The sequence below is a fragment of the Peloplasma aerotolerans genome (assembly GCF_030012175.1).
GTDB classification, from domain to species: Bacteria; Bacillota_I; Bacilli_A; order Acholeplasmatales; family Acholeplasmataceae; genus Peloplasma; species Peloplasma aerotolerans.
Genome location: NZ_JASCXW010000003.1, coordinates 49,129 through 74,488 on the forward strand (window position 1 = coordinate 49,129; position 25,360 = coordinate 74,488).

24 protein-coding genes and 1 other annotated feature are annotated in these 25,360 nt (G+C 31.9%); all 24 genes read left to right on the plus strand.

Annotated features, from left to right (window positions below; translation table 11 throughout):
* The first annotated feature begins 4 nt into the window (after positions 1–4).
* The 24 genes from QJ521_RS01820 to QJ521_RS01935 all read left to right on the plus strand — a co-directional run bounded on the left by QJ521_RS01820 (position 5) and on the right by QJ521_RS01935 (position 25,325).
* Positions 5–1,228 carry a glucoamylase family protein gene (locus tag QJ521_RS01820; RefSeq protein WP_282838703.1) on the plus strand — a complete coding sequence of 408 codons (1,224 nt, stop codon included), beginning with the start codon at positions 5–7 and terminating at the stop codon, positions 1,226–1,228.
* On the plus strand, positions 1,213–2,838 hold the full coding sequence (locus QJ521_RS01825) for a glycoside hydrolase family 13 protein (protein ID WP_282838704.1): 1,626 nt from the start codon (positions 1,213–1,215) through the stop codon (positions 2,836–2,838). Before QJ521_RS01820 ends, QJ521_RS01825 begins: the two co-directional genes overlap by 16 nt.
* Positions 2,825–3,784 (plus strand): LacI family DNA-binding transcriptional regulator, encoded by a 960-nt coding sequence (locus tag QJ521_RS01830; protein WP_282838705.1) that lies wholly within the window; start codon positions 2,825–2,827, stop codon positions 3,782–3,784. Before QJ521_RS01825 ends, QJ521_RS01830 begins: the two co-directional genes overlap by 14 nt.
* Positions 3,765–4,721, plus strand: coding sequence for an acetylxylan esterase (locus QJ521_RS01835; RefSeq protein WP_282838706.1), 957 nt, complete (start codon positions 3,765–3,767; stop codon positions 4,719–4,721). The genes QJ521_RS01830 and QJ521_RS01835 overlap by 20 nt, the downstream gene beginning before the upstream one ends.
* Complete coding sequence (locus QJ521_RS01840) at positions 4,684–6,858, plus strand: glycoside hydrolase family 3 N-terminal domain-containing protein (protein WP_282838707.1); 2,175 nt, start codon at positions 4,684–4,686, stop codon at positions 6,856–6,858. Before QJ521_RS01835 ends, QJ521_RS01840 begins: the two co-directional genes overlap by 38 nt.
* Positions 6,821–10,111 (plus strand): GH36-type glycosyl hydrolase domain-containing protein, encoded by a 3,291-nt coding sequence (locus tag QJ521_RS01845; RefSeq protein ID WP_282838708.1) that lies wholly within the window; start codon positions 6,821–6,823, stop codon positions 10,109–10,111. The genes QJ521_RS01840 and QJ521_RS01845 overlap by 38 nt, the downstream gene beginning before the upstream one ends.
* A 176-nt stretch (positions 10,112–10,287) precedes the next feature.
* Positions 10,288–12,333: a ribonuclease R gene (gene rnr, locus QJ521_RS01850; RefSeq protein WP_282838709.1), complete on the plus strand. Its 2,046-nt coding sequence runs from the start codon at positions 10,288–10,290 to the stop codon at positions 12,331–12,333.
* Positions 12,290–12,739, plus strand: coding sequence for an SsrA-binding protein SmpB (gene smpB / locus QJ521_RS01855; RefSeq protein WP_347568070.1), 450 nt, complete (start codon positions 12,290–12,292; stop codon positions 12,737–12,739). The genes rnr and smpB overlap by 44 nt, the downstream gene beginning before the upstream one ends.
* 4 nt (positions 12,740–12,743) lie before the next feature.
* Positions 12,744–13,625 carry a patatin-like phospholipase family protein gene (locus QJ521_RS01860; RefSeq protein WP_282838711.1) on the plus strand — a complete coding sequence of 294 codons (882 nt, stop codon included), beginning with the start codon at positions 12,744–12,746 and terminating at the stop codon, positions 13,623–13,625.
* Positions 13,625–14,485: a phosphatase PAP2 family protein gene (locus tag QJ521_RS01865; RefSeq protein WP_282838712.1), complete on the plus strand. Its 861-nt coding sequence runs from the start codon at positions 13,625–13,627 to the stop codon at positions 14,483–14,485. Before QJ521_RS01860 ends, QJ521_RS01865 begins: the two co-directional genes overlap by 1 nt.
* Positions 14,442–14,894, plus strand: coding sequence for a GNAT family N-acetyltransferase (locus tag QJ521_RS01870; protein ID WP_282838713.1), 453 nt, complete (start codon positions 14,442–14,444; stop codon positions 14,892–14,894). The genes QJ521_RS01865 and QJ521_RS01870 overlap by 44 nt, the downstream gene beginning before the upstream one ends.
* A 45-nt stretch (positions 14,895–14,939) precedes the next feature.
* Positions 14,940–15,126: a binding site (T-box leader), on the plus strand.
* Between the two features lie 37 nt (positions 15,127–15,163).
* Positions 15,164–17,743 carry an alanine--tRNA ligase gene (gene alaS / locus QJ521_RS01875; RefSeq protein ID WP_282838714.1) on the plus strand — a complete coding sequence of 860 codons (2,580 nt, stop codon included), beginning with the start codon at positions 15,164–15,166 and terminating at the stop codon, positions 17,741–17,743.
* Positions 17,740–18,168 (plus strand): Holliday junction resolvase RuvX, encoded by a 429-nt coding sequence (gene ruvX, locus QJ521_RS01880; RefSeq protein ID WP_282838715.1) that lies wholly within the window; start codon positions 17,740–17,742, stop codon positions 18,166–18,168. The genes alaS and ruvX overlap by 4 nt, the downstream gene beginning before the upstream one ends.
* Positions 18,162–18,461 (plus strand): DUF1292 domain-containing protein, encoded by a 300-nt coding sequence (locus tag QJ521_RS01885; RefSeq protein ID WP_282838716.1) that lies wholly within the window; start codon positions 18,162–18,164, stop codon positions 18,459–18,461. The genes ruvX and QJ521_RS01885 overlap by 7 nt, the downstream gene beginning before the upstream one ends.
* Positions 18,461–19,027: an O-methyltransferase gene (locus QJ521_RS01890; RefSeq protein WP_282838717.1), complete on the plus strand. Its 567-nt coding sequence runs from the start codon at positions 18,461–18,463 to the stop codon at positions 19,025–19,027. Before QJ521_RS01885 ends, QJ521_RS01890 begins: the two co-directional genes overlap by 1 nt.
* Positions 19,024–19,899, plus strand: a complete 876-nt coding sequence (locus tag QJ521_RS01895; protein WP_282838718.1) for a peptidase U32 family protein — start codon at positions 19,024–19,026, stop codon at positions 19,897–19,899. Before QJ521_RS01890 ends, QJ521_RS01895 begins: the two co-directional genes overlap by 4 nt.
* Complete coding sequence (locus tag QJ521_RS01900; protein WP_430757346.1) at positions 19,853–21,082, plus strand: peptidase U32 family protein; 1,230 nt, start codon at positions 19,853–19,855, stop codon at positions 21,080–21,082. The genes QJ521_RS01895 and QJ521_RS01900 overlap by 47 nt, the downstream gene beginning before the upstream one ends.
* On the plus strand, positions 21,079–21,744 hold the full coding sequence (locus QJ521_RS01905; protein ID WP_282838720.1) for a M48 family metallopeptidase: 666 nt from the start codon (positions 21,079–21,081) through the stop codon (positions 21,742–21,744). The genes QJ521_RS01900 and QJ521_RS01905 overlap by 4 nt, the downstream gene beginning before the upstream one ends.
* 42 nt (positions 21,745–21,786) lie before the next feature.
* Positions 21,787–22,260 carry a transcription elongation factor GreA gene (gene greA, locus QJ521_RS01910; RefSeq protein WP_282838721.1) on the plus strand — a complete coding sequence of 158 codons (474 nt, stop codon included), beginning with the start codon at positions 21,787–21,789 and terminating at the stop codon, positions 22,258–22,260.
* Positions 22,260–22,808: a YqeG family HAD IIIA-type phosphatase gene (locus QJ521_RS01915; protein WP_282838722.1), complete on the plus strand. Its 549-nt coding sequence runs from the start codon at positions 22,260–22,262 to the stop codon at positions 22,806–22,808. The genes greA and QJ521_RS01915 overlap by 1 nt, the downstream gene beginning before the upstream one ends.
* Positions 22,792–23,817, plus strand: coding sequence for a GTPase (locus QJ521_RS01920; protein ID WP_282838723.1), 1,026 nt, complete (start codon positions 22,792–22,794; stop codon positions 23,815–23,817). Before QJ521_RS01915 ends, QJ521_RS01920 begins: the two co-directional genes overlap by 17 nt.
* Complete coding sequence (yqeK, locus tag QJ521_RS01925) at positions 23,814–24,383, plus strand: bis(5'-nucleosyl)-tetraphosphatase (symmetrical) YqeK (protein ID WP_282838724.1); 570 nt, start codon at positions 23,814–23,816, stop codon at positions 24,381–24,383. The genes QJ521_RS01920 and yqeK overlap by 4 nt, the downstream gene beginning before the upstream one ends.
* Complete coding sequence (gene rsfS / locus QJ521_RS01930) at positions 24,370–24,684, plus strand: ribosome silencing factor (RefSeq protein ID WP_282838725.1); 315 nt, start codon at positions 24,370–24,372, stop codon at positions 24,682–24,684. The genes yqeK and rsfS overlap by 14 nt, the downstream gene beginning before the upstream one ends.
* Positions 24,684–25,325 (plus strand): class I SAM-dependent DNA methyltransferase, encoded by a 642-nt coding sequence (locus QJ521_RS01935; RefSeq protein WP_282838726.1) that lies wholly within the window; start codon positions 24,684–24,686, stop codon positions 25,323–25,325. The genes rsfS and QJ521_RS01935 overlap by 1 nt, the downstream gene beginning before the upstream one ends.
* The last annotated feature ends 35 nt before the right edge of the window (positions 25,326–25,360 follow it).

A 25,360-nucleotide genomic window follows, 5' to 3' on the forward strand; every position in this document is an offset into this window, starting at 1 on the left:
TCTTATGAAGAACATTAGCTTAAAAGAAATACAAAAAACAGCATTTGATTATTTTATGAATTATACAAATTTTAATCCAGAATCTAAAGGGTTTGGTTTAACTGTTGATGCGACACATAAACTACAAAAAGCATCGATAGCAGCAACTGGTTTTATGTTATCAAGTTTAGTCATTGGCGTTGAAAACAACTATATTTCACGTCATGATGCCTATGAAAAAGCTTTAATGACCTTAAAGACTTTGGTAAATCATGTAGATCATAAATTTGGGTTTTTCGCTCATTTTCTTGATATTGAAACCGGTGATAGATATCATAAATGTGAGTATTCAACCATTGATACAGCTTTATGTCTTTGCGGTGTGTTAACTGTTGATGCATATTTTCAAGATGAAGAGATAGCACAGCTTTCAACCATAATATTTGACCGAATTGATTGGGAAATTCTATTTCACCAATATGAAAATGTACCCGTATTATACATGTCTTATAACCCTGATAAAGATGGAGATTATGTTGACAAAAAACCTGGGTTTATCCATCAGTGGGATATGTTTGCTGAACAATTAATGATGTATGTAATGATTGGTGCGAGTAAATATAGCCATCACGCCAAAGCTTTGTATGAGGGATTTGAAAGAATTAAAGGCAAATATCAAAACTTTGAGTATATCCATTCACCTGGCAACGCATTATTTGTTTATCAGTTTCCAATGGCTTGGCTTGATTTAAAAGAAGTTGTTGATCAAAATGGCATCAATTGGTTTGAAAATGCTAAAAATGCGACATTAGCACATCAAGCTTGTTCCATTTTTTATCAACATCGATTTAGAACCCATAATCAATATTTCTTTGGATTTACAGCATCAGACACACCAAAAGGATATCGTGTCTTTGGAGCATTACCGAACCGTATGAATCGAATTGATAGCGATGGTACTGTTGCACCTTATGGATGTGTAGGATCAATTATATTTACACCTGACATTTGTAAAGCCTCTATAAAAGAAATGGGCAAGATCAAAGGTCTATGGGGTCCATATGGGTTTTATGATGCATTTAATCTAGAGCATAATCAATTATGGATTAGCGATCATTACATATCGATTGATAAAGGATTGGAAATGTTAATGATTAATGCTTACTTAACTCAAGATGTTTATAAAGCATTTATGTCACATCAAAGCATTCAAATCGGCATGGAGGTTATTGGATGGAAAAGAAAATAGAATGGTGGAAAAACGCTATTGTCTATCAAATCTATCCATTAAGCTTTAAAGACTCAAATCACGATGGTATCGGTGATTTGAATGGTATCAACTCAAAACTTGATTATATTAAAAACTTAGGTATTGATGTGATTTGGTTAAGTCCAGTTTATCAATCTCCAATGGATGATAATGGTTATGATATTAGTGATTATAAAAGAATAAATCCAATATTTGGAACGATGGAAGATATGGAAAATTTAGTTTCAAACATTCATAAAAATGGTATGAAAATCATCATGGACTTAGTTGTCAATCATACATCTGATGAGCATCAATGGTTTATTGAAGCCAAAAAATCAAAAGATAATCCATATCGTGATTATTACATATGGAGAGATCAACCAAATCAAATTCAATCAGTATTTAGTGGTCCCGCTTGGACTTATAATGAAGCAACAAAACAATACTATTTTCACTTGTTTAGCAATAAACAACCCGATTTAAATTGGCATAATCCTAAGTTAAGATTAGAAATTTATCAAATGATCAATGAATGGTTGGATAAAGGTATTGACGGTTTTAGATTGGATGTTATTGATTTGATAGGTAAAGATATTGATAGCATGAGCTTAAGTGATGGTCCTTATTTAAACCAATATCTTCAAGAAATGCATGATCATTGTTTTAAAAATCGAGATATTTTGACAGTTGGAGAGATGCCTGGACTATCCATAAAAAGAGCTTCAGAAATCACAAATCAAAAAAACCCGTTATTAAGTATGATTTTCCAGTTTTCTCATATAAGTCTAGATGAGATACCAGGACAAGGAAAATGGGCACTCAAAAAACTTGATTTAGTTGAGTTTAAAAATGTTTTTAATAAATTACAACAAACTTTGTTTGAAAAAGGTTGGAACAGTTTATTTTTAACAAATCATGATCAACCACGTGCTGTTTCTAGATTTGGGAATCTATCATTTCGCAAAAAAAGTTCAAAAATGCTTGCTACAGTTCTATATGGTATGCAAGGAACCCCTTATGTATTTCAAGGTGAAGAAATAGGTATGACTGGTGTTCAATTTGAGTTAAGTCAGTATAAAGATATTGAGACACTTAATATGTATAGAGATCATTTACAAAAAGGGTATAAACATGATGATATCATGACTTCAATTTATGCAAAAGGTAGGGATAATTCAAGAACACCCCTCCAATGGGATGATACACAAAATGCTGGTTTTTCAGATGTACAACCATGGATTGACATCAACCCAAATTATAAAGAACTTAATGCAAAAAAAGATTTAGCAGAAAAAGATAGTATATATAATTATTTCAAAGAGTTGTTCACAATAAGAAAGAAATATCGAATATTTGATCAAGGAACATTTGAGTTAATATATCCATCACATCATGAACTATTTATTTATCTAAGAAAAACAAAAAATGAAGCTATCTTAGTCATTGGTTCGTTTTCTGAAAATAGAATTGAAATCGATTTATCTGAGTATAGTCAATATCAATGTTTAATTACGAATGAGACTCCAATTGATCTCAAGCAAACAGTTATACCCCCATATTATTGTGCGATTTACTATAAAAAGGAGGATTATCATGCCAACCATTAAAGATGTTGCAAAAAAAGCTGGTGTTTCCATATCAACTGCATCATATGCTTTAAATCACTTGCCTAATGTACACCCTGAAACAAGAAAAAGAGTATTTCTAGCAGCAGAAGAACTCAATTACTATCCTAATGGAAGTGCTAAAAATTTAAAAAAGAGAAAAACAGGCAATATTGGTGTTTTCATCTATGGATTCTCTGGTCCAATTTTCAGCGATGTATTGGAAGGTATACGTCACAAGTTACAGGAAAACAATTACAACATTATCGTAAGCAGTGGTAAGTCCTCAACAAACCTTTTACAAGAAAGACAGGTTGATGGAGCAGTTATTTTTGATGCAGAAATTACAGATTTGGATTTGTCTGCATATGCAAGCCATGGTGTACCAATCATCGTCTTAGATCGTAAACTTGAAGGACCAAACATTTATTCTAGTGTTATCGAAAATGATAAACTTGTATATCAATTTGTGAATCAAATGATAAAAAAAGGGTATCATGATTTTGCATATGTTAGCGGGCCACTTGATGCATTTAATAATAACCAGCGTTACGAAGGGTTTAAAAAAGCACTAAAGGATAAAAATATCACCAATCACCAATATTATCAAGGAGATTTTACAATCCAATCTGGATATGAAGCTGGACTAGAAATCATCAAAAGAAAAGATCGACCAAAATTTGTTTTTTGTGCAAATGATGAATCAGCAATCGGCTTAATTCAAGCGCTTAATGAGGCTAACATAAACATACCTGATGAGATTGCATTATCTGGTTTTGATAATATTTATCTTGGACAATATATTAAACCCAAATTAACGACTATAGGTATTAATCACATCCTATGGGGTGAAAAAGTTGCTGAGGCAATGATTAATATAGTCTCAGGTCATACTGTAGAAAAAATCGAAAAACCAGTAGGTGAGATTTATGAACGAGAAACCTGTTAGTTGGATAGAACCAAAAAATTTCAGTGATTTTTGGAAACATCAAATATCGATTATAGAACAAATCGATCCAAAATTTGAGATTATAAAAACAGAGAGTTTTCAAGAAACAGGATTATGTGCGTACTTCAAATTTTTTGGTGCACAAAATGAAACACTCTATGGTTTCTACATTAAACATAATCAGCAAGAAAAAACACCTGTTGTTATCCATTTTCATGGCTATTGGTGGCATAAAGGAGAACCACAAGATTATATAAATTGGTTTCAAGAAGGATATGCAGTGATCGTTATGGATATTCGTGGACAAAAAGGTGAGTCTAAGGACACATACCCATACAAGAGTGGATATAAAAACAATGATCATCGATTAATGATTCGTGGCATTGAAGATCCAAATGAATCCTATATATTACATACTTATTTAGATGGGTATCAACTTATAAGAGTTGCTAAATCGCTTCCTTTTGTTAATGAAAATGAGATTATTCTAGATGGCGTTTCACAAGGCGGGAGTATTGTTGTTGCACTGGGTGCATTATCACAAGTTTGCTTAATTTGTGCTGATGTTCCTGGGAACACACACTTTTATTATAGATATTTAAATCGTTCAGGTTCCGGTGCTGAATTCAACGATTACGTAAATGAAAATAATGTTAATGCTGAAACAATATTAAACAATTTAAAGTATTTTGATAATGTTTTTCATGCCAAACGGATTTTGTCACCTATTTTGATATCTGCTGGTTCAGAAGATGAGATATGCCCTTTAGAGTATTTCAAATATGCTTATAAAAACATTAAATCTTATAAACATTTGGTTGAATATAAAGGTGCTGGCCATGAAGGTGGCGGAAAAAGACATCAAAAAATAAAGCTTACATGGGTAAGGGAGAAAATAAATGAATGTAGACAACTTGTTAAAACAACTATCAACTAAAGAAAAAATAGGACAACTACTCCAACTTGCACCGTTTCATTTTAATGTAGATCTAAAATCGGAAGTTGCTGGTAGAGTAAGAAGTCTAAACATAGACACTGAGGGTATTTTCTTATCGGGATCTGTTTTAGGTATCCGTAATGCTGAAGAAATGTTAGATATACAAAAAAAATATCTAGACAACTCAAAACATCAAATACCACTCATCATTATGGCTGATATTATTCATGGGTATGAAACCATTTTTCCTGTACCTATTGCATTAGCATCATCATTTAATCCCCGAATGGCATTTGAAACTGCTAGGATTTCTGCAATTGAAGCATCAACAGCAGGTATTCATGTTACATTTTCTCCAATGGCTGACCTATCTAGAGACCCTAGATGGGGTAGAGTCGTAGAAAGTTTTGGTGAAGATCCATATTTGGCAGGTGTTTTAGCTGCCAATATGGTTAAAGGGTATCAAAACGATGGGATTGAGAAAGTTGGTAATCTAGCTGCATGTGTCAAACATTTTGCTGCATATGGTGCATCAGAGGCAGGAAGGGATTATAACACTGTTGATGTATCGAGAACTGCATTACACAACACATATCTAAAAAGCTATAAAAAAGCATTAGATGCTGGAGCTAGAATGGTTATGACAGCTTTTAACGTTCTTGATGGAGTCCCTGCAACAATCAATCAATATTTGTTAAGAACAGTTTTAAGAGATCTATGGAAATCTGATGTTGTAACAATTTCAGACTATGACTCATTAAAGCAAGTGTTAGATCATGGTTGTGCTGAAAATGAGAAAGATGCTGCTTATCGAGCAATTCAGGCAGGCTTAGATATAGAAATGGCTTCCGTTTGTTATGTTAACTATCTTGAGAAGTTAATTGAAGAAGGCATCGTGGATATTCAAAAATTAGATGAAGCAGTATTGCGAGTACTTAATCTAAAAAAAGATTTGGGACTTTTTGATAATCCTTACAAAGGAGCAAGTGTAGTTAGAGAAAAAGAACTACTACGATCAAAGAAACATTTTGAAATAAGTAAAAAAATAGCTTTAGAAAGTGCCGTATTGCTTAAGAACGAAAAAGTGTTACCATTAAATAAAAAACAGAAAATAGCATTAATTGGTCCATATGCGAGATCAAAGTCAACAAACGGACCATGGTCATGGCATGGAAACATTGAACATAATAAATCACTTGAAGAAGTGTTTGTTAATCATAAAATAAATTTAGTTTATACTTCAGAAGCTGAAAGCATTAATCAGATTGAACATAGTGATTATGATCAAATATTGAAAGCTGATATGGTTGTATTGGCTTTAGGTGAAAACACGAGATTAAGTGGTGAAGCACGTTCAAGAAGCGATATCAAATTACCAAATCAACAAGAAACACTTGTAAAAATGTCACATACCTTAAATAAAAAGGTTGTTGTTATTTTATTCAACGGTAGACCATTAGATTTAACAAATATAATAGAATCAGATGCTATCCTAGAGTCATGGTTTTTAGGTAGTTGTGCAGCAGATGCAATTTTTGACTTGATTTATGGTATTGCTAATCCATCAGGAAAACTTCCAATGAGTTTCCCACGAAGCGTAGGACAAATTCCAGTTTATTACAATCACTTAAATACGGGAAGACCATTATTAGAAACCAATAAAAATAATGAGTTTTTATCGAGATACCTAGATATTGAAAATACACCGTTATTTAATTTCGGGTATGGACTTTCATATTCATCCTTTATATATTCTAATTTGAGGATAAGTCAATTAGAATTTGATGTGGATACTCAACTACGTGTTTCAATTGATGTTACAAATGAAAGCCAAATTCCTGGTTATGAGGTCGTTCAACTATACATTAGAGACCATACTGCACAGATTTCAAGACCAGTAAAAGAACTTAAAAAATTTGAAAAAGTATGGCTTGGTAGTAAAGATACAAAAACAGTAGAGTTTAGCTTAGATATACATGATTTATCTTATTATGATGCTTACGGAAATGAGATATATGATTCAGGTAAGTTTACAATTATGGTTGGATCCAATTCACAGGAAACAATGAAGATTGATATTTGGTTGAAGGGGGTTAAGCATGATTATCAAAAACAAAGTTCAAACCAAAGCAGTTAGAAATGGCGATTTAATTTTTAACATCCTTGAGAGTGGAGATATTTTTAATATTGAATATCATGACCATCAAATCAACTTACTCAATGGAAATATTATTGATGGAACAGTTGCGAATATATATCTTCGTATATTTCATGATCATCATATATCTTACACTAAACTGATTGGAAGACACTCACCAAGTTCATATGAATTATACGCTGATAAAATTGTTTATCAGGGTCAGTTTGAGAATGTAAATTATCAAGTAGTTTTATCAGTTGAAAACTTGACATGGCAATATGATGTATCAGTCAAAAGTGATGATCAAGTTGTCTTTGATTTAGTATATGGTCAAGATGTTGCCATTTCAAATAAAGGTAGTATCTTAAGTAGTGAAACTTATACTGTACAGTACATAGACTATAAAGTTTTTAACCATCAAAATGGTTACGTTTTATGCGCAAGACAAAATCAAGGAAGACCACAGTATCTTCAATTAGGATCGCATCACAAGAATGTTGCTTATACAACCGATGGGTTTCAGTTTTTTGGATTATCATATAAAGAAACAGGACAACCTCAAGCAATGATGCAAGATCGATTGATTTCAGAAATCTATCAATATGAGTTTTCATATATGGCTTTGCAAAGCGATAAAATGGTGATAGACAATCATGAGGAAAAATACACTTTTTATGGTCATTATCAAGATGATTATCAAAAAACTATTGAATCAAGCATCGATGTTAAACCATTTGAAATGAATAGCAAATGGTTTAAAAATAATCACAAAAAACCTAAAGATTCAATACTTAGTACCAATAGACAATTAAATGGAAATCAGCTTGATATAACTCAGATTAAAGAAGAATTTAGTGAACTTTTTTTGGAGGAATACCATCAAAAAGAACTCATTTCATTTTTTACTTCAAATAATCACCATGTGGTTTTAAAACAAAAAGAACTATTAGTAGAAAGACCTCATGGGCACTTGTTGCTTCATGGTGATTTGAAACATGTTAGTGAAAATGTGATGGCATCAACAAACTTCATGTTTGGTGTTTTTAGTTCACATGTAGTTTTAGGAAATACGACATTTAATAAATTAACTGGGAGTTTAAGAAACCCCTTAAATACGACAAAAATTTCTGGACAAAGAATATATATAAAGATTAAAGGAATGTACTATATTCTAGGAATTCCAAGTTATTACGATATAGGTGTTAACAGCACCAAATGGGTTTATGTATTAAATGATGATGTTTTGGTTGTTGAAATTTATGGTCATATGAATAACATGCAGCAGACACTAAACTTATATTCTAAAAATGACATTCATTATGATTTTATGATAACGAATCAATTGTTAATGGGACCTAATGAGTATGCTTATGATATCCCCGTTGAAATCAATAATCAGGAAATTCTTGTTTTGTGTCCTAAGGATTCAATGGCAGTTCATAGATACCCACATTTAAAATACAAATTTACAATTAGTAAATCATTTTCTATTGTAGATGAAAATAAAGTCTACAAAACAACAAATCAATTTGGACTACTAATGATTAAGATTGAAAAGCAATCACATTTTTCAATCCATGTTTCAGCAACAATCCAAGAAGCATTTCAACCTATCATTATAAAGACATATGAAGAGGTTGATGAAGAAGGAACATTATATTTCAAATCATTTGCACACCATTTCAGTCTAGCACATAAAGAAAATGAGGAGGATATAAGAAAGATTAATAACATCGTGCTTTGGTATACGCATAATGCATTGACGCATTACGCATCACCACATGGACTCGAACAAAGCAATGGAGCTGCATGGGGAACAAGAGACATTTGCCAAGGTCCAATTGAGTTTTTTTCAGCAACACAACATTATGATATTGTTAGAGAAATTATCCTCAAAGTGTACCAAAGACAGTTTTTAGAAACTGGAGATTTTCCTCAATGGTATATGTTCGACAAATATTATCAAATTCAAGCACATGATTCACATGGAGATATTATTATTTGGCCACTAAGATCATTAGCTTATTATTTGAAGGCAACAAACGATTTCTCAATACTAGATGAAAGTGTTCCGTATATGTCATTAGAACTAAATGATTTCACAGAGAAAGTGTCTTTGCTAGAACATTTAAAATTGCAAATAAATACAATCATTGATTCTTTTATTCCAGGAACATATCTACCAGCATATGGTGGTGGAGATTGGGACGATACACTACAACCAGCAAACCATGACTTAACGAAAATTATGGTAAGCGGTTGGACAGTTTCATTACTTTATGAAGCACTAAATCAACTCAGTATTGAAATCAAAGACTATGATGCAAAATTTTCAGGAAGTTTAAACAAACTCGCTGAAAATGTCAAAACTGATTATGAAAAACATATTATAGCTGATAATATCCCTTCAGGATTTGTTGTTTTTCATAAAGAACATAAAACTTATTTATTGCATCCAAGAGATCAAAAAACTGGATTAAAGTATCGTTTACTTCCATTTACAAGAGCGCTTATCTCTGAAATATCAAATCAGTCGCAAGTCGAACCATATCTTCAAATCATTAATCAGCATTTTAAACATCCAGATGGCGTTAGACTTATGGATACAGCAGTGGAATATAGAAGTGGAAAGATGACGTATTTTACAAGAGCTGAAACTGCTGCAAATTTCGGTAGAGAAATTGGATTGCAGTATGTACATGCACATATCAGATATATCGAAGCCATGGCTAAAATTGGGAAAGCTAAAGATGTATATGAAGGATTGTTAACCATCAACCCTATTTTGATAGAAAAACAAGTACCTAATGCTTACTATAGACAAAGCAATGTATATTTCAGTAGTTCAGATGCTTGGTTTAAGGATAGATACGAAGCTAGAAGAGATTTTGATAAAGTTAAGTCTGGTGAAATACAAGTCAAAGGTGGCTGGCGATTGTATTCAAGCGGTCCAGGTATTTACTTAAATCAACTTATATCCAACTTTTTAGGCATCAGGGTTGAACATCAACAATTGGTTATTGATCCAGTTCTTCCAGAAAAACTTGATGGTTTAGTCTTCAAGTATCACTATGATGAAACACCAATTGAGATACATTATCATTACGGAAAACAGAATCATTTAATAAATGGTCAACCACTCGCATATCAAAATTATCCTCAAAAATATAGACAATCAGGGATTAAGATTCATCGTGAAACCATGACTAGTATTGAAGGGGATATCAAATTAGACATATGGTATCAATAGAAGATAAAAATGTAGAAATTGAAATGTATTTCATTTTTCTCCCTAATAAGAAAAGTAGTACCATACCATCTGGTGCTACTTTTTCTTGAAAATTATATCAATAAAGATGTCATTTATAGCTTTATAATATCTGTTTAAGCCCTAACTATATGTTATAATATATTCGAGGTAAACACATGGAAAATTTATATTTAGAGTTTTACAATCAACAAACAAGAAAATTACATCAAGACATAACAAAGGATGTGGATTTAGATAAATATCCTCATATTATGTTTGACGATCCATATTATTGTTTAAAACCCGATATTTTAATTGGGCGATTAGACCATAAAAAGACTTTTGGGTTCTTAAGACAAGAACTAGAAGACATCTATATCGATCAAAGATATTTAATAGATTCAATGCACGATGATATTGTACTCGTTAAAGAAGGCGTTGAACCTAAAATTATAGAGATTGTTAAAAGAGCATTAAACGTTATCGTCGCGACCGCAAAGAAAACCAAGACTGGTTTGTTTTTTGAATCAGATACATATTTGGATCGGAGACTTGAAGTTGATCCATATGATGGATTAGTTGCAGGTCATGTTGTTATGCTTGAAGTCGAAGCAATCGAACAGTATGCTGTGTTTGCGCATGTCACGAAGATTATCGGTCATATCAACGATCCGGATATCAACACGTTAAAAATCGTTAACAGTTATCAATGGCCACAGACATTTAGTGATGAAGTGATTACATCACTCAAAGATATTAAAGTTGATTTGGAACAAGAAAAGAAAGAAAGAATTGATTTAACTGAGCAATTTATCATGACGATTGATGGTAAAGATGCCAAAGATTTAGATGATGCGATTAGTTTGATTTTTAAAGATAAGCAATATCATTTAGGTGTTCATATAGCCGATGTTAGTCATTACGTCAAAGAAGGAACCCCATTAGATGAAGAAGCATATAGGAGAAGCACAAGCTCATATTTAGCTGATCGAGTAATTCCAATGTTGCCACATCTATTATCAAATGATTTGTGTTCATTGAACCCCAATGAAATTAAATTAACTTTATCTTGTCAAATGGTATTAGATGAAAATGCTAAAGTCATCTCATATGATATCCAAAAAACTTTTATAGAAAGTAAAAAAAGATTAAACTATGATGAAGTTAATCAATTTTTAAATCAAAACAAATCGCTTCAAGATCCTAAACTAGAAGAAATGTTATTAAACATGAATGAACTTTCTCAAAAACTAAAAGTTATTAGAAGACAGCGTGGAGAAATTGAGTTTGAAAGTAGCGAATTAGGATTTATCGTTGACAAGGTTGGACGCGTTCTTGATATTTATGAAAGAAAAACTGATGTAGCAGAAGAACTTATTGAATCATTTATGTTGATTGCTAATGAAACGGTTGCATTTCACATGTTTCACGCAGACCTTCCATCTATCTATAGAATTCATGAAAAACCTGATGTTGTTAAATTAAAAAATGCACTCCAAACAGTAGCTAAATTAGGTTTTCCTGTTAATATGAAGCAAATAGGAAATCCAAAACCACTACAAGTGCTAACGAATAAAACTGCTGATACAACTTATGGATATATCATTCATATGCTGTTATTAAGAGCAATGCAAAAAGCAAAATATAGCGAAATTCAAGCACCACACTTCGGTTTAGGTGCTAGATATTATACGCATTTTACATCTCCGATAAGAAGATATCCAGACTTTATTTTACATCGATTAATTCATCGATTTGTTTTAGGTGAGTCTAAAAACATGAAAAAAGATATATACTATTATCAATCGATGATGCCAGAAATAGCTCAGCACACATCTGATCAAGAAAGAAAATCCGTTCAAATGGAACGCGATGTTGCTAAATTGAAGAGCTGTGAATATATGCAAGATAAAATAGGAGATTACTTCAAGTCAACTATCACTCAAATGATGCCTTCAGGAATGTTTATTAAGCTATCTAATGGTATTGAAGGTTTTGTGTCATTAAGATCTTTAGATGATTACTACATGTATGACGAAAACAATCTTACTTTTATCGGTAATCGGGGTAAAAAATATCGTTTAGGAGATCAAGTCAAAGTTGAATTATTAGACGTTGATTTATCAACAAAAAAAATGGACTTTGGAATTGTAGATAAAACAAGAGGAAAACAAGGAAATAGAAATGAAAATTATCGTTCAAAACAAAAAAGCAAGACATGATTTCTTTATTGAAGAAACATATGAAGCTGGTATTAAACTACTCGGTAGTGAAATTAAATCAATTCGCTTAGGAAAAGTGCAAATTAACGATGCATTCGTCACCATCAAGGATGGCGAAGCTTTTGTGCACAACATGCATATTGCAAAATATGATTTTTCTAGCATTTTTAATCATGAAGAAACAAGACCTAGAAAACTATTACTACATAAAAAAGAAATTATCAAATTGTTCAGTAAAATAAAAGAGCAAGGATATACTATCATCCCTTTAAAGTTATATTTAAAAGAAGGACTATGCAAACTAGAAATAGGGTTAGCTAAAGGTAAAAAAGATTATGATAAGCGCGAAACATTGAAGGAAAGAGATCAACAGATGCGCATGAAAAAAATATTAAAAAACAGGTGACAGAATGAAAAGTAAAGTTGGTCTTGCACTTGGTGGTGGAGGAGCAAGGGGGAGTTATCAAATCGGAGTCTTAAAAGCACTTGATGATGCCAAGGTTTTTAAGAATATTCGCCATATTTCGGGGTCATCTATTGGTGCTATCAATACCTTAATGATTCTTGGGGAACTTTCATTTGATCATATGATTGACCTATGGCAAAGCATCAGTAATGATGATTTATATGGACTCAATTTTGAGCGATTTAAAAAAGATCGTTTAGGAATGTATAGTCTAGATGAAATGCACGAAAGATTATTAAAAGAAGTTCCACTCACGAAAATTAGAAAAAATAAAATTCAAGGATTTGCTACCGCAGCCAAGATTAATAAAGATAGTTTATTAGAGCAAATTATGATCCATCACATGGAGAAAACTACATTTCATTTAAACAAGTTTTCAGACCCCCATAGAGCTGTACTGGCAAGTGCATCAATTCCTGTATTGTTTGGATCTACAACAATAGATGATACGCATTATGTTGATGGAGGTGTTATCGATAACTGTCCAATCCAGCCATTAATTGATGCAGGATGTGATATTATTATCGCAGTTCCAATTGATGGTAGATTTCATCCTAAAAAGTTTAAGAAAGAAGATATATTATTAATTGATATTGAAACCAGAAAATTATTTCACACCATCCCATATGATATTTTAGACTTCAAACCAGAAGTTGTGAAAAATAAAGTTGAGTATGGATATCAAATGGGAAATATGATGATTCAAAAATTAATTGATTTAAAATATCTTAATCAACGTGGTAGTTGGAATAGACCAGAAGGACACACTTTGATTTCCATAACAAAAGATGAAGAGAAAAAAATAATAAAAGAGGTGAATAACTAATGGATTTAGATATTGTAAAATGGATACAATCATTTAGGAACCCAGTTTTTGATTGGTTATTTTATATCATTACACAAATTGGTGATCAATATGTGTTTATTGCGGCTGCAGTCATCATTTATTGGACCATCGATAAAAAGTTTGCTCATAAATTTGTTTTTACCTTTATGGTGAGTGCTATTGTGAATTCAGGTATCAAAGAGTTATTCAAAAGAGTTAGACCATTTTATTTACCAGGTGTTGAAACAGAACCACATTGGAATACCGATGGTTACGCATTCCCAAGCGGACATGCTCAAGCAGCAGGGGTTTTAGGTTATACGCTTTATGATGTATCCAAAAAAACTCAGAAGAAATGGGTATGGTACATCGGGATAGCGATTTTGATTTTAGTGCCACTATCAAGAGTATATCTTGGTCAACATTATTTAAGTGATGTCATTGTAGGTGTTGTTTTAAGCTTTGTTATTGCTCACTTTGTATTTAAACTTGTTGATAAAATGGGTGATGATGAACATATCTATACATTAATGCTTGCACCGATTTTTATAGCTTTATTATTTTTTGTTAAGAATCATGATTTATATATTGCAGCTGGTGGCTTTGTAGGGTTTGCATGCGGGTATTACCTTGAGAAAAAATATGTAAGTTATGAAGTCAAAAACATTTTGTGGATTCAAGTTTTAAAAGTAGTGATTGGGTTAATCATTGCTTTAGCAATTAAAGAAGGATTCAAAATGATTTTTCCAGATGTCCTTTTCTTTGATTTTGTTAGATATTTACTGATTGGAGTTTGGGCAGCTCTTGGAGCTCCCTATGTATTTAAACATGCTTTCAAAAATCGTAAAAAAATCATTTAATGAACTGACAAATGAAGAATTGTATCGTATATTTGACCTAAGATTTAAAGTTTTTGTCATGGAGCAAAAAATTTTATATTTAGACACTGATTTTAAAGATCAAAATAGTATTCATTATATGATCTTTGAAGATGATCAACTTGTCTCATACTTAAGGTTAGTTTTACCTGGGTTTAAGTATAAAGAATATGCCTTAAGTAGAATTGCAACAGACCCAGATTATCGTTTAAAAGGACTTGCTACAGAATTGATTAGAGTGTCCATGAATGATGTCAAAGGACAGCCCATAAGAATATCTGGTCAAGCGTATTTAAAAGATTATTATGAAAAATTAGGATTTAAGGTTGTAAAAGGTCCTTATATCGAAGAAGATATTTTGCATTATGAAATGTACCATGACAATCAATAATCCTTTTGATTACGTCTTTACATTATTTAATGTATATGCTAAAATATAAGCGCAATGAACAAAACGAGTAGTAAGTCACTCATTGATAGAGACTTCGTGGTTGGTGAAAACGAAGAATGAAGCTTATGAACGCTATTTTGGGAGCAAAAGGTATGTCGGCCGTAACGACTTCAAGAGTGCTAGAGTTATCTCTAGAACTAAGGTGGTACCGCGTATATTTTACGTCCTTAGATGATTCTAAGGGCGTTTTATTATTTGGAGGATGAATTATGAAGTATATGTCAGCAAAAGAAATAAGAGAAATGTGGTTAGATTTTTTCAAAAGCAAAAATCATAAAATCGAAGCATCATCATCTCTCATTCCGCAAAATGATCCAACTTTGCTATGGATTAACGCAGGAGTCACACCATTGAAGAAATATTTCGATGGTACAGAAAAGCCTGCAAGTCCTAGAATTGTTAATGTGCAAAAATGTATACGTACCAATGACATTGACAATGTGGGAAAAACAGCAAGACACCAAACATTTTTTGAAATGCTTGGGAATTTTTCGATTGGAGACTACTTTAAAAAAGAAGCAATCGAATGGGGATATGAAATTCTAACGGATCCAAAGTGGTTCGGTTTTCCTGCTGAAAAATTATATATGACATATTATCCTGATGATGTAGAAGCTAGAGGTTTGTGGTTATCTGTTGGCGTTGATCCTTCACATTTGATTCCTGTTGAAGGTAATTTTTGGGAAATCGGATCTGGTCCTTGTGGTCCAGACACAGAGATCTTTTTTGACAGAGGAGAATCCTATGACAAAAGAGGTGTCGAACTGATTGCTGAAGATTTAGAAAATGAAAGATATATTGAAATATGGAATATTGTCTTCTCACAATTTAATTCAAAACCGGGATTGTTAAGAGAACAATATCCTGAATTACCAAATAAAAATATTGATACTGGTGCAGGATTAGAACGCTGGGCATGTGTCATTCAAGAAACAAAAACGAACTTTGAAACGGATTTATTTTATCCAACGATTAAGCATACTGAGCAATTAGCACATATCAAGTATGAAGGACAAATGGCTTTCAAAGTAATTGCTGACCATATTAAGGCTTTAACTTTTGCAATTAGTGATGGTGCGATTTTATCGAATGAAGGTAGAGGTTACGTCCTTAGAAGATTGCTTAGAAGAGCTGTTAAATATGGACGTTCACTAGGCTTAACTGAACCATTTTTACATTTATTAGTTGACGATGTTGTTTCAACAATGGGAGTATTTTACACAAACCTACATGAGACCAAAGCAATCGTGAAAAAAATCGTTTTAAAGGAAGAACAAAAATTTCTTGAAACGATTAACGAAGGAGAAAAACATCTACATGAGGCTATCGAAAAAGAAGGAAAAACCATTTCAGGACAAACAGCATTTAAACTATATGATACTTATGGATTTCCTATTGAACTCACAGTTGAGATCGCTGAAGAATTATATGTTTCAGTAGATGAACAAGCGTTTTATGAAGCACTCGAGGAGCAAAAAGAACGTTCAAGAAAAGCGCGCACAAAACATGGGTCAATGAAAACTCAAGAAGAAGCGTATTTAAACTTTAATGAGCTATCAGTATTCGTTGGATATGAAACTTTACAAACCGAATCAAAAGTTATTAAAGTTTTTGATAACGGCATTGTTTTAGATCAAACACCATTTTATGCAACATCTGGTGGACAAGTTGCTGATCAAGGAACAATCAATGGACTAGAAGTCACTGATGTTACCAAATTACCGAACGGGCAGACACTCCATCAGGTTGAAGGTGATTTTGTCGAAGGTGATGAGGTCTTAGCAATCGTTGATGCATATCAAAGATTAAAAACAATTAGAAACCATAGTGCTGCACATTTATTTCATCAAGCAATTAAAGATACTTTTGGAAAACATGCAAACCAACAAGGTTCGCAAGTATCTCCAAAAAGCTGGAGATTCGATTTCAATCATTATGAAACCGAATCTGATGAAAAAGTATTAAAAATTGAATCAATTGTCAAACATTATATAAAAGAAAACCCACTAGATGTAATCATTCGTCAAATGCCATTAGAAGAAGCTAAAAAAATTGGAGCAATGGCATTATTTGGGGAAAAATATGGTGATGTTGTTCGTGTTGTAGATATGGGTTGGAGTAAAGAACTTTGTGGTGGAACTCATGTCAATAACACCAAAGAAATCATTGATTTTGCAATCACTTCATATGAATCTATTGGTTCGGGTATTTTTAGAATGGAAGGTGTTACTGGAATGGATATAGTTGCTCAAGTCAACGAATATCTTGAACCACTACACTTGGAAATCCAAACACTTAAAGATAAAATGAGTCGCTTAGATCCAACCAAACATTTACCAAAAGAACCTAAAATTATTGGAAGTTATCAAGATATTATTCATTTAAGACAATATATTTTTGAACTTAAAGAGTTTATCAAAAATCATGAAAAAGAATTGAACAAACAAAAATCACAAGATGTATTAAAAAGACTTGATGATTTCATCACCGATGAAACATCTAAAAAACAAGTGATTGTAACACATGATGTTGATTCAAAGGTTTTAAAGCAATTATTAGATGCACTTTATGATAAAATAAAGGCACAAACATTATTTATTGCTAACATCCAAGAAGACAAAGTTACATATGTATGTAAGAGTGAGTTAAACAATGCAAATGATTTGATCAAACTTGCTGCTCAGCTAACCAATGGTTCTGGTGGTGGAAGACCAAATCTTGCACAAGGTGGTTCTCAAGATATAACTAGTCTTGATGATGCACTGAGTAAAATAAGAGAACGTTTATGAAAAAATATTTAGGTCTCGATTTAGGAAGTAAAACAATTGGTGTATCCCTAAGCGAATCCGGTGTTATTGCATATGCTTTAACAACACATCGTTTTAGTGAAAATCAATATGAAAATGCTGCAGATTATGTCGTAAAACTCATTGATGAATACAAGATTGATGTAGTTGTCTTAGGCTATCCTAAGCATATGAATAACGATATTGGTATTCGCGGTAAAATTAGTGAAGATTTCAAAGAACACATCTTAAAGAGAAAAGATGTTGAAGTTGTTTTGTGGGATGAAAGAATGTCAACACAAACAGCAATTCGTACAATGATTAAAGGCTCAGAGCGTCGAAAGTCACAGAAACAAAAAAAGGATGAGCTCGCAGCTGTGATAATATTACAAAATTATTTAGATTATAAAGGAGCAAGTTTATGTTAAAGGACAACCAAATGATTGTAACAAATGAAGAAGGTGATGAAGCAGTATGTGAAATACTGTTTACACACGAAGAAAACGGAAAGAATTATGTTGTATTTGAGTTCGTTGATACTCACGAAGTCAGTGCAGCAATTTATGTTCCAGGAGCAACTGATGACGAAGGATCTTTTGAAGATATCGAAACAGATGAAGAGTGGGATATGTTAGATGGCGTTCTTCAAGCTTATTACGATGAGCATGAAGATGATGTCGAAGAAGACGAAGACGAAGAAGAAACAGAAGAAAAAGCGTAATGCTGGAACAACTGAAGCAATATGCAATGGACCATCACATACCGATTATTTGCGATGAAGGTCTATTGTTTTTAGATGTTACGATTAAAAAATACCAGGTTAAAGATGTCTTAGAAATTGGTACTGCCATTGGCTATAGCGCACTTGCTATGGCTTCTTTTGGTTGTAAGATAGATACATTTGAGCGAAACATAAAAATGATTGAACACGCAAAAGAACACTTCAATCAATATGATCACAAAAATCAAATTCATCTATTCCCCTATGATGCTTTAGACTATCAAGGTGAACTTAAGACATATGATATGATTTTTATTGATGCTGCCAAAGCTCAATATCAAAACTTTTTCGAAAAGTTTGTACCATATCTAAAACCTAATGGTATCGTGGTTTGTGATAATTTATCATTTCACCATTTAAAGCCTGAACTCGTCAATCGTAATACAAGACAATTAATTGGAAAAATTAATGCATTTAAAACATTTCTTATTGAAAACCCTGATTTTGAAACAACATTTTATGATCAAGGTGATGGTATGAGTGTTAGTCAAAGGAAGCGCATATGAAGATCTTAACAACCATCTATGATTTAAATCAACTTAAAAAGTTATCAGTTTATGCTGATGGTTTTTTAGTTGGGAATGATCAATTTGGAACAAGATTAACAAAAAGCTTTTCAATTGAAGAAATCAAAGAAATAACCCAAGAAGTTAAGACATTAAAAAAAGAACTTTTCTTACAAGTCAATCAAATCTTTAATGATGATCAACTAGATGAGTTAATTCAATTTTTACACAAGTTACCTATCCAAGATATAACGGGTATTGTTGTTGCTGATTTAGGAGCATTTAAAACTATAGAAAAACTAGGCTTTTCAGATAAGGCAATTTATAACCCTGAGACATTAATGACAAATATTTATGATTTCAATTTTTTAGCAGAATTTAATATACAAGGCGTTTATGTAGCTAAAGAAATAACACTAGATGATGTTATGTATATTGCTAAAAATAAAAAATATAAAATGTTTATGGTTGGCCATGGACATTTGAACATGTTTTATTCTAAAAGACAATTAATTGATAATTTTATGCAATACAATGAAGATGATCATATCTATCATAATCGACAAGATTTAAAAATTATTGAAGAAACCAGAGAAGAAGCTTATCCAGTTTTAGAAGATACAGCAGGAACTCATGTTTTCAGAAGTCATGTGCTGCAAAGCCTAACTCAAATTAAAACATTAGAACCCTATCTCGATTATTTAGTTGTAGATACTTTATTCAAAGATGATGCATACGCATTATCGATTCTTCCTATGTATCAAAATAGAAAGCCTGATCAATTGGTTATTGACCAAATTCAAAAAGATTATCAAGAAATATGGGATGAAGGATTTTTCTTCAAGAAAACAATCTATAAACAAAAAGGATAATATGATGGTTGAATTACTCGCACCGGCAGGTGATTTAGAAAAATTGAAAATAGCTTTAATGTATGGAGCTGATGCTGTCTTTATTGGAGGACAGAATTTTTCGCTACGCGCTAGAGCTTCTAATTTCACTTTAGACGACATATTGGATGCAACCACATTCGCACATGAACGTAACAAAAAAGTCTATGTAACGACCAATATCATACCTCACAATGAGGATATGGATGGTTTGATCGAATATTTAAAGGCTTTGGAACAAAGAAATGTGGATGCAATCATTTCTGCATCTCCATTTATTATTGATATGGCAATAAAACATACTAGCTTAGAAGTTCATTTATCGACTCAACAATCAGCAAGTAATGCAGAATCAGTGAATTTTTGGCATCAAAAAGGTATTAAACGAATTGTCTTAGCTAGAGAACTTGACAAACACCAAATAAGAAAATTAAAAAAGAAAACAGATGCAGATTTAGAAGTCTTCATTCATGGTGGTATGTGCATGTCTTATTCCGGAAGATGCAGTTTATCAAATAACATGACTGATCGTGATGCAAATCGTGGAGGTTGTGCACACTCATGTAGATGGAACTATGATTTGACAGTAAAAGGTGAAAGTGTTAGTGACTTATCATTTTCAATGTCTTCGAAAGATTTAGAGGCATTAGAACAAATTCCACATCTTATTGATTCAGGCGTTTCGTCTCTAAAAATTGAAGGTAGAATGAAAAGTCTTCACTATATTGCAACCGTCGTATCAACATATCGAAAATTAATCGATGAATATGAAAAAGCTCATGAAATTAAGAATTTTAAGCCATATATGATTGATCTTCAAAAAGCAGAGAATAGACTTGCATCTCATGGATATCTAGAAGGATTACCAGGCGTTGAACAACAATTATACAATCAACGCAGTGAACAACCAACCCAGCTATTCATTGGTTTGGTTCAAGATTATGATGAAAAAACTCAAATCGCAACCATTGAGCAAAGAAATTATTTTGAAAATGGCACAGAAGTTGAAGTGTTTAGTCCAAATGGAGAGATAAAAACTTTTACCGTAAATGATATGAAAGATTTAGAAGGTATAGATACGCCTATCGCAAGACATCCTAAGCAAATTCTAAAAATAAAAATACCGTTTGGTGTAGAACCATACGCGATGTTAAGAAAAAGATGATTCATCAATTCGAAAAAAACGGTAAAATTTTAAATTATCAAATCCAAAGAAAAAGAATAAAAAATACATACTTTAGAGTTCGTGATCAACACCTACTTATCACAACAAATCATTTCACATCTAAAGAAACAATTATGAATTATATAGATCAAAAGTTTGATCACTTTCACCGAAAATTAGAAAGTGCATGTATTATTGAGCGTGATGATGAAATCATGTTATGGGACATCCATTATCAATTGATTGTTTTAAAAGGAAAATTTAGATATGATATTGATATTGATCGAGTTATTGTTTATTCCAATTTAGATGATATCAAAAAAATCAAACAACTTATCTATAAAAACGAATTAAACAATCGTTTACAAATAATGGAATCTAGTATTGAAGAGAAATTAAGAAACCATGGGTTAACTCCACTTGACTATAAACTTAAATACTTAAAGTCAAAGTTTGGTAGTTACCATAGAAAACATCGTGAAATAACACTTAATACATTTTTAGCAAGACTCAATCCAATCTATTTAACTTATGTTATTTATCATGAATACGCGCATGCGCTTATTTTTAATCATTCAAAAGATTTTTATAATCTTTTAAGTAAATTCATGCCGAATCACAAAGTTTATCAAAAAGACTTACGAAAAATAGCAATTATTTGAAAAATGTTGTATAATAATGAAGAAATTTAAGGAGGGTCACCAATGGCTGTAAAACAAGTATTTCAATTAACTCAAGAAGGTGTCGATAATTTAAAAAGTGAACTCACGCATTTAAAAGATGTGAAACGCGGAGAAAACCTAGAAGCTCTTAAAGAAGCTAGAGCACAAGGGGATTTATCGGAAAATGCGGATTACGATGCTGCACGAAATGAACAAGCTAGAATAGAATCAAGAATCTCTGAAATCGAGAATATCTTAAAAAACGTCAAGATTATAAAAACGACTACAGATGATATCGTCAATATTGGTAAAACAGTAGTTGTTAGGTTTCTAGAATCTAAAGAAGAAAAAGAATTCTATTTGGTCGGAAGTATTGAAGCAGACCCAAGACAAAGAAAGATTTCAGTTGAATCACCAATTGGCAAAGCAATGCTAAACAAAGGTGAAGGCGAAGTTGTTGAAGTGAAAACCGAAACAGGACGTATTTTTTCAATTGAAATAATGGATGTAAAATAATGGCGGTTTATCAAAAATGCATACCGCATGCATATCATGCATCCATTTTTGAAATACCATACCAAAACCTAAAACAACAAGGTATTAAGTCCTTGTTTTTTGACTTGGACAATACCATTATTGCTTATGATGATCAAGAGTTGAAGAAAAAACATATTGATTTACTCAACAAATTGAAAAAAGATTTTCAAATTGTTGTCATATCAAATACAAATTATAAACGTGTAACAAAAGCTTTAACCAATTTAGATGTTCCTTATATTTGGTACGCAAAAAAACCATTGAAATTCGGATTTAAAAAAGCGATGAAAATGGTTGATTCAACCAAAGAAGAGACCATTGTTATTGGCGATCAATTAATGACTGATATTTATGGTGGAACACGATTTGGAATCAAATCTATTTTAATTCGATCAGTTAAGAGGAAATCAGATCATAAGATTACACAATTCAATCGGAAAGTCGAAAAAATTATCATAAAGAAAATTAAAAGAAAATTGCCAGATCTTTATGAAGAGAGGCTGAAAGCATATGTCGACGACCATTAAGTGTCAAGGCTGTGGAGCAGTTCTTCAATCTGATGATATTAATAAAGTGGGATATGCACTATCATTAGATCATGATTATTGTCAAGCATGTTATCGACTATTGCATTACGGAGAAGCCAATACGCATTTTCATCCTGAGGATTTGCCATCTTTACCTGCAGATTCTTTGATTGTTATGGTTAGTTCGGTTCTTCACTTAGATTTATTGTTTAATTATCCAGTCTATCGTTATCAACCTGATGCGAAGTATGTTTATATCATTAATCAAATCGATTTATTACCTATAGATACGAATTTAGACTTGTTAATTCAAAATGTCACCAAAAAAGCGAAACAAATGGGCATTCCATTTATAGATATTATTTTAATGTCTTCAAAAAATAAATTCGATATAGATAATCTTAAAAAATATTTAAAAACATTTAGACAAAAAAACATCTATTTATTAGGTGTTCAAAATAGTGGGAAAACAACCATTTTTAAAACATTAACCAATCAAGAAAAAGCACTAGCATTTAAAAAAGCTGGGCTTACACAAGAAGCTTTATCTGCACCATTTGAAAATCATATCATTTGGGACATGCCAGGTCTTTACCAAGAGGGATATCTACATCATTTATTACCATATGAGATTTACAAAAAGTTAATTCCCGATGTAGAAATTCGACCAAAAATCTATCAACTTAAAAACAACCAATCACTCTTTTTAGAAGGTTTAGTCTCAATGACTTTTCAAGGAGTAGATCCTACAGTTGTTTTATATGTGGATAGGAATATAAACATTCACAAAACAAATGAGACAAGAGTCAAAGAATTATTGTTGAACAAAGACAAGATGTTTAAAATATATACCGATAAATATGAAGAAAAGTCATTTAAAATACCAAAGGGTAAACACCAATTAACAATTGCAGATATGGGTTTTGTTCATATTGTTGGACCCATAACGGTTAAAATGAATGTTCCAAAAAATATGCATATCAGTATCACGGAGGCACTATTTCAATGATTGAACAAATCAAGGAAAAAGTAACAGAAAAATTAAAACATCATAAGAAAAGACTACAACATGTTTTTGGAGTTTATGAAACTGCAGTTAAACTTGCAAAAATTCATGGTGTTGATGAAAAAAAAGTTGCAATCGCTGCACTTTATCATGATTACTCAAAATATGACACAATTGAAGAACAAATTCAATATTTGGATCTAAAATCAATTAAAGAATATGTTGATTATCCGGTTATTTATCATGCACTATCTGCTGCTGCGCAGCTTGAATACGATTTTAAGATTAGAGATAAAGAAATATTAAATGCTATCAAATATCATGTATGGGGAAGACCAAACATGACAGATATTGAAAAAATTATTTTTATTAGTGATTCATGCGAACCAAATCGCAAATTTAAAGATTGTGATATGATTTATGAAATGGCAACTAAAGACTTAGATTTAGCAGTTGAACATTGCATGAAGATCAGCATTGAACATGTTTATAAAAAACAATTAACACCAAGTGAAGAACAATTTGGTGCTTACGCATACTATAAGGAGGTAAATAGTGGAAAAACTTAATAAAATTATTACGACACTTGAGGACATTAAAGTCAAAGATCTCGCTGTTTTCGATTTTGAAAAAACATCGCCATTTTATGACTATTTCGTCATAGCAACAAGCAATGAAAGACAAGCAAATGCAGCAATCAATTATTTAAAGAAAAACTTGCTAGCTGACGATATAAGACATGTTGAAGGCAAAGGTGGAACTTGGGTCTTAATCGACTGTCACGATGTCATTGTACATTTATTTAGAGAAGAAGACCGTAAGTTTTATGGCTTTGATCAAAGACTTATGGGAATCAAAAGGATTAAATAATGTTTGCAAAAGTTTATGATATCTTAATGTCAGATGTTGATTATGATGCAATCTATCAACAAATAAAACTCTATTTAAAAAAAGAAGATACAATCATTGACGCAGGGTGCGGTTCTGGATATCTATTATTAGAATTTTTAAGACATGATCATTACGCTATTGGGTTTGACCATGACACTGAAATGTTATCTATTGCTTTTGATAGACTAAGAACCAATCAGTTTGCTGCAGGATTGTATGAGCATGATCTAAGAAATAAAATATATACTTCAGCCGATGTTATACTTGCAATGTTTGATGTGATGAATTATTTCAAAGGTATAAAAAAAGTATTTCAAAATATCTATCAGGCATTGAATCAAGGTGGAAGATTTATTTTTGACATATATAAGTATGAAGTTTTAGATGAATATCATCAGTACGAAGAAAAAGAAACCGAACCCATAACATATGAGTGGTCGATTATTTCTAAGGGTGAGACGCTTCATCATAAGGTTAAAGTTTTAGATGAAACAGACTTCATTAAACAATATGTATACCCTTTAGATTATTATTTAGATGAACTAAAGACATTAGGATTTACATATGAAGTAAAAGATTCAATCGATTCAAGAAAGCATTTAATCATCGCCTTTAAATAGGCGTTTTTTTTATAGTAAAAATGAAGAGACTTCTC

Coding starts and splice junctions, on each gene's coding strand:
- QJ521_RS01935 (WP_282838726.1), top strand. CDS start 24,684: ATGTTTGCAAAAGTTTATGATATCTTAATGTCAGATGTTGATTATGAT.
- ruvX (WP_282838715.1), top strand. CDS start 17,740: ATGAAAAAATATTTAGGTCTCGATTTAGGAAGTAAAACAATTGGTGTA.
- QJ521_RS01840 (WP_282838707.1), top strand. CDS start 4,684: ATGAATGTAGACAACTTGTTAAAACAACTATCAACTAAAGAAAAAATA.
- QJ521_RS01830 (WP_282838705.1), top strand. CDS start 2,825: ATGCCAACCATTAAAGATGTTGCAAAAAAAGCTGGTGTTTCCATATCA.
- QJ521_RS01870 (WP_282838713.1), top strand. CDS start 14,442: ATGTATTTAAACATGCTTTCAAAAATCGTAAAAAAATCATTTAATGAA.
- greA (WP_282838721.1), top strand. CDS start 21,787: ATGGCTGTAAAACAAGTATTTCAATTAACTCAAGAAGGTGTCGATAAT.
- QJ521_RS01825 (WP_282838704.1), top strand. CDS start 1,213: ATGGAAAAGAAAATAGAATGGTGGAAAAACGCTATTGTCTATCAAATC.
- yqeK (WP_282838724.1), top strand. CDS start 23,814: ATGATTGAACAAATCAAGGAAAAAGTAACAGAAAAATTAAAACATCAT.
- QJ521_RS01895 (WP_282838718.1), top strand. CDS start 19,024: ATGAAGATCTTAACAACCATCTATGATTTAAATCAACTTAAAAAGTTA.
- QJ521_RS01835 (WP_282838706.1), top strand. CDS start 3,765: ATGAACGAGAAACCTGTTAGTTGGATAGAACCAAAAAATTTCAGTGAT.
- QJ521_RS01890 (WP_282838717.1), top strand. CDS start 18,461: ATGCTGGAACAACTGAAGCAATATGCAATGGACCATCACATACCGATT.
- QJ521_RS01900 (WP_430757346.1), top strand. CDS start 19,853: ATGAAGGATTTTTCTTCAAGAAAACAATCTATAAACAAAAAGGATAAT.
- rnr (WP_282838709.1), top strand. CDS start 10,288: ATGGAAAATTTATATTTAGAGTTTTACAATCAACAAACAAGAAAATTA.
- QJ521_RS01865 (WP_282838712.1), top strand. CDS start 13,625: ATGGATTTAGATATTGTAAAATGGATACAATCATTTAGGAACCCAGTT.
- QJ521_RS01905 (WP_282838720.1), top strand. CDS start 21,079: ATGATTCATCAATTCGAAAAAAACGGTAAAATTTTAAATTATCAAATC.
- alaS (WP_282838714.1), top strand. CDS start 15,164: ATGAAGTATATGTCAGCAAAAGAAATAAGAGAAATGTGGTTAGATTTT.
- QJ521_RS01845 (WP_282838708.1), top strand. CDS start 6,821: ATGATTATCAAAAACAAAGTTCAAACCAAAGCAGTTAGAAATGGCGAT.
- QJ521_RS01920 (WP_282838723.1), top strand. CDS start 22,792: ATGTCGACGACCATTAAGTGTCAAGGCTGTGGAGCAGTTCTTCAATCT.
- QJ521_RS01915 (WP_282838722.1), top strand. CDS start 22,260: ATGGCGGTTTATCAAAAATGCATACCGCATGCATATCATGCATCCATT.
- QJ521_RS01820 (WP_282838703.1), top strand. CDS start 5: ATGAAGAACATTAGCTTAAAAGAAATACAAAAAACAGCATTTGATTAT.
- QJ521_RS01885 (WP_282838716.1), top strand. CDS start 18,162: ATGTTAAAGGACAACCAAATGATTGTAACAAATGAAGAAGGTGATGAA.
- QJ521_RS01860 (WP_282838711.1), top strand. CDS start 12,744: ATGAAAAGTAAAGTTGGTCTTGCACTTGGTGGTGGAGGAGCAAGGGGG.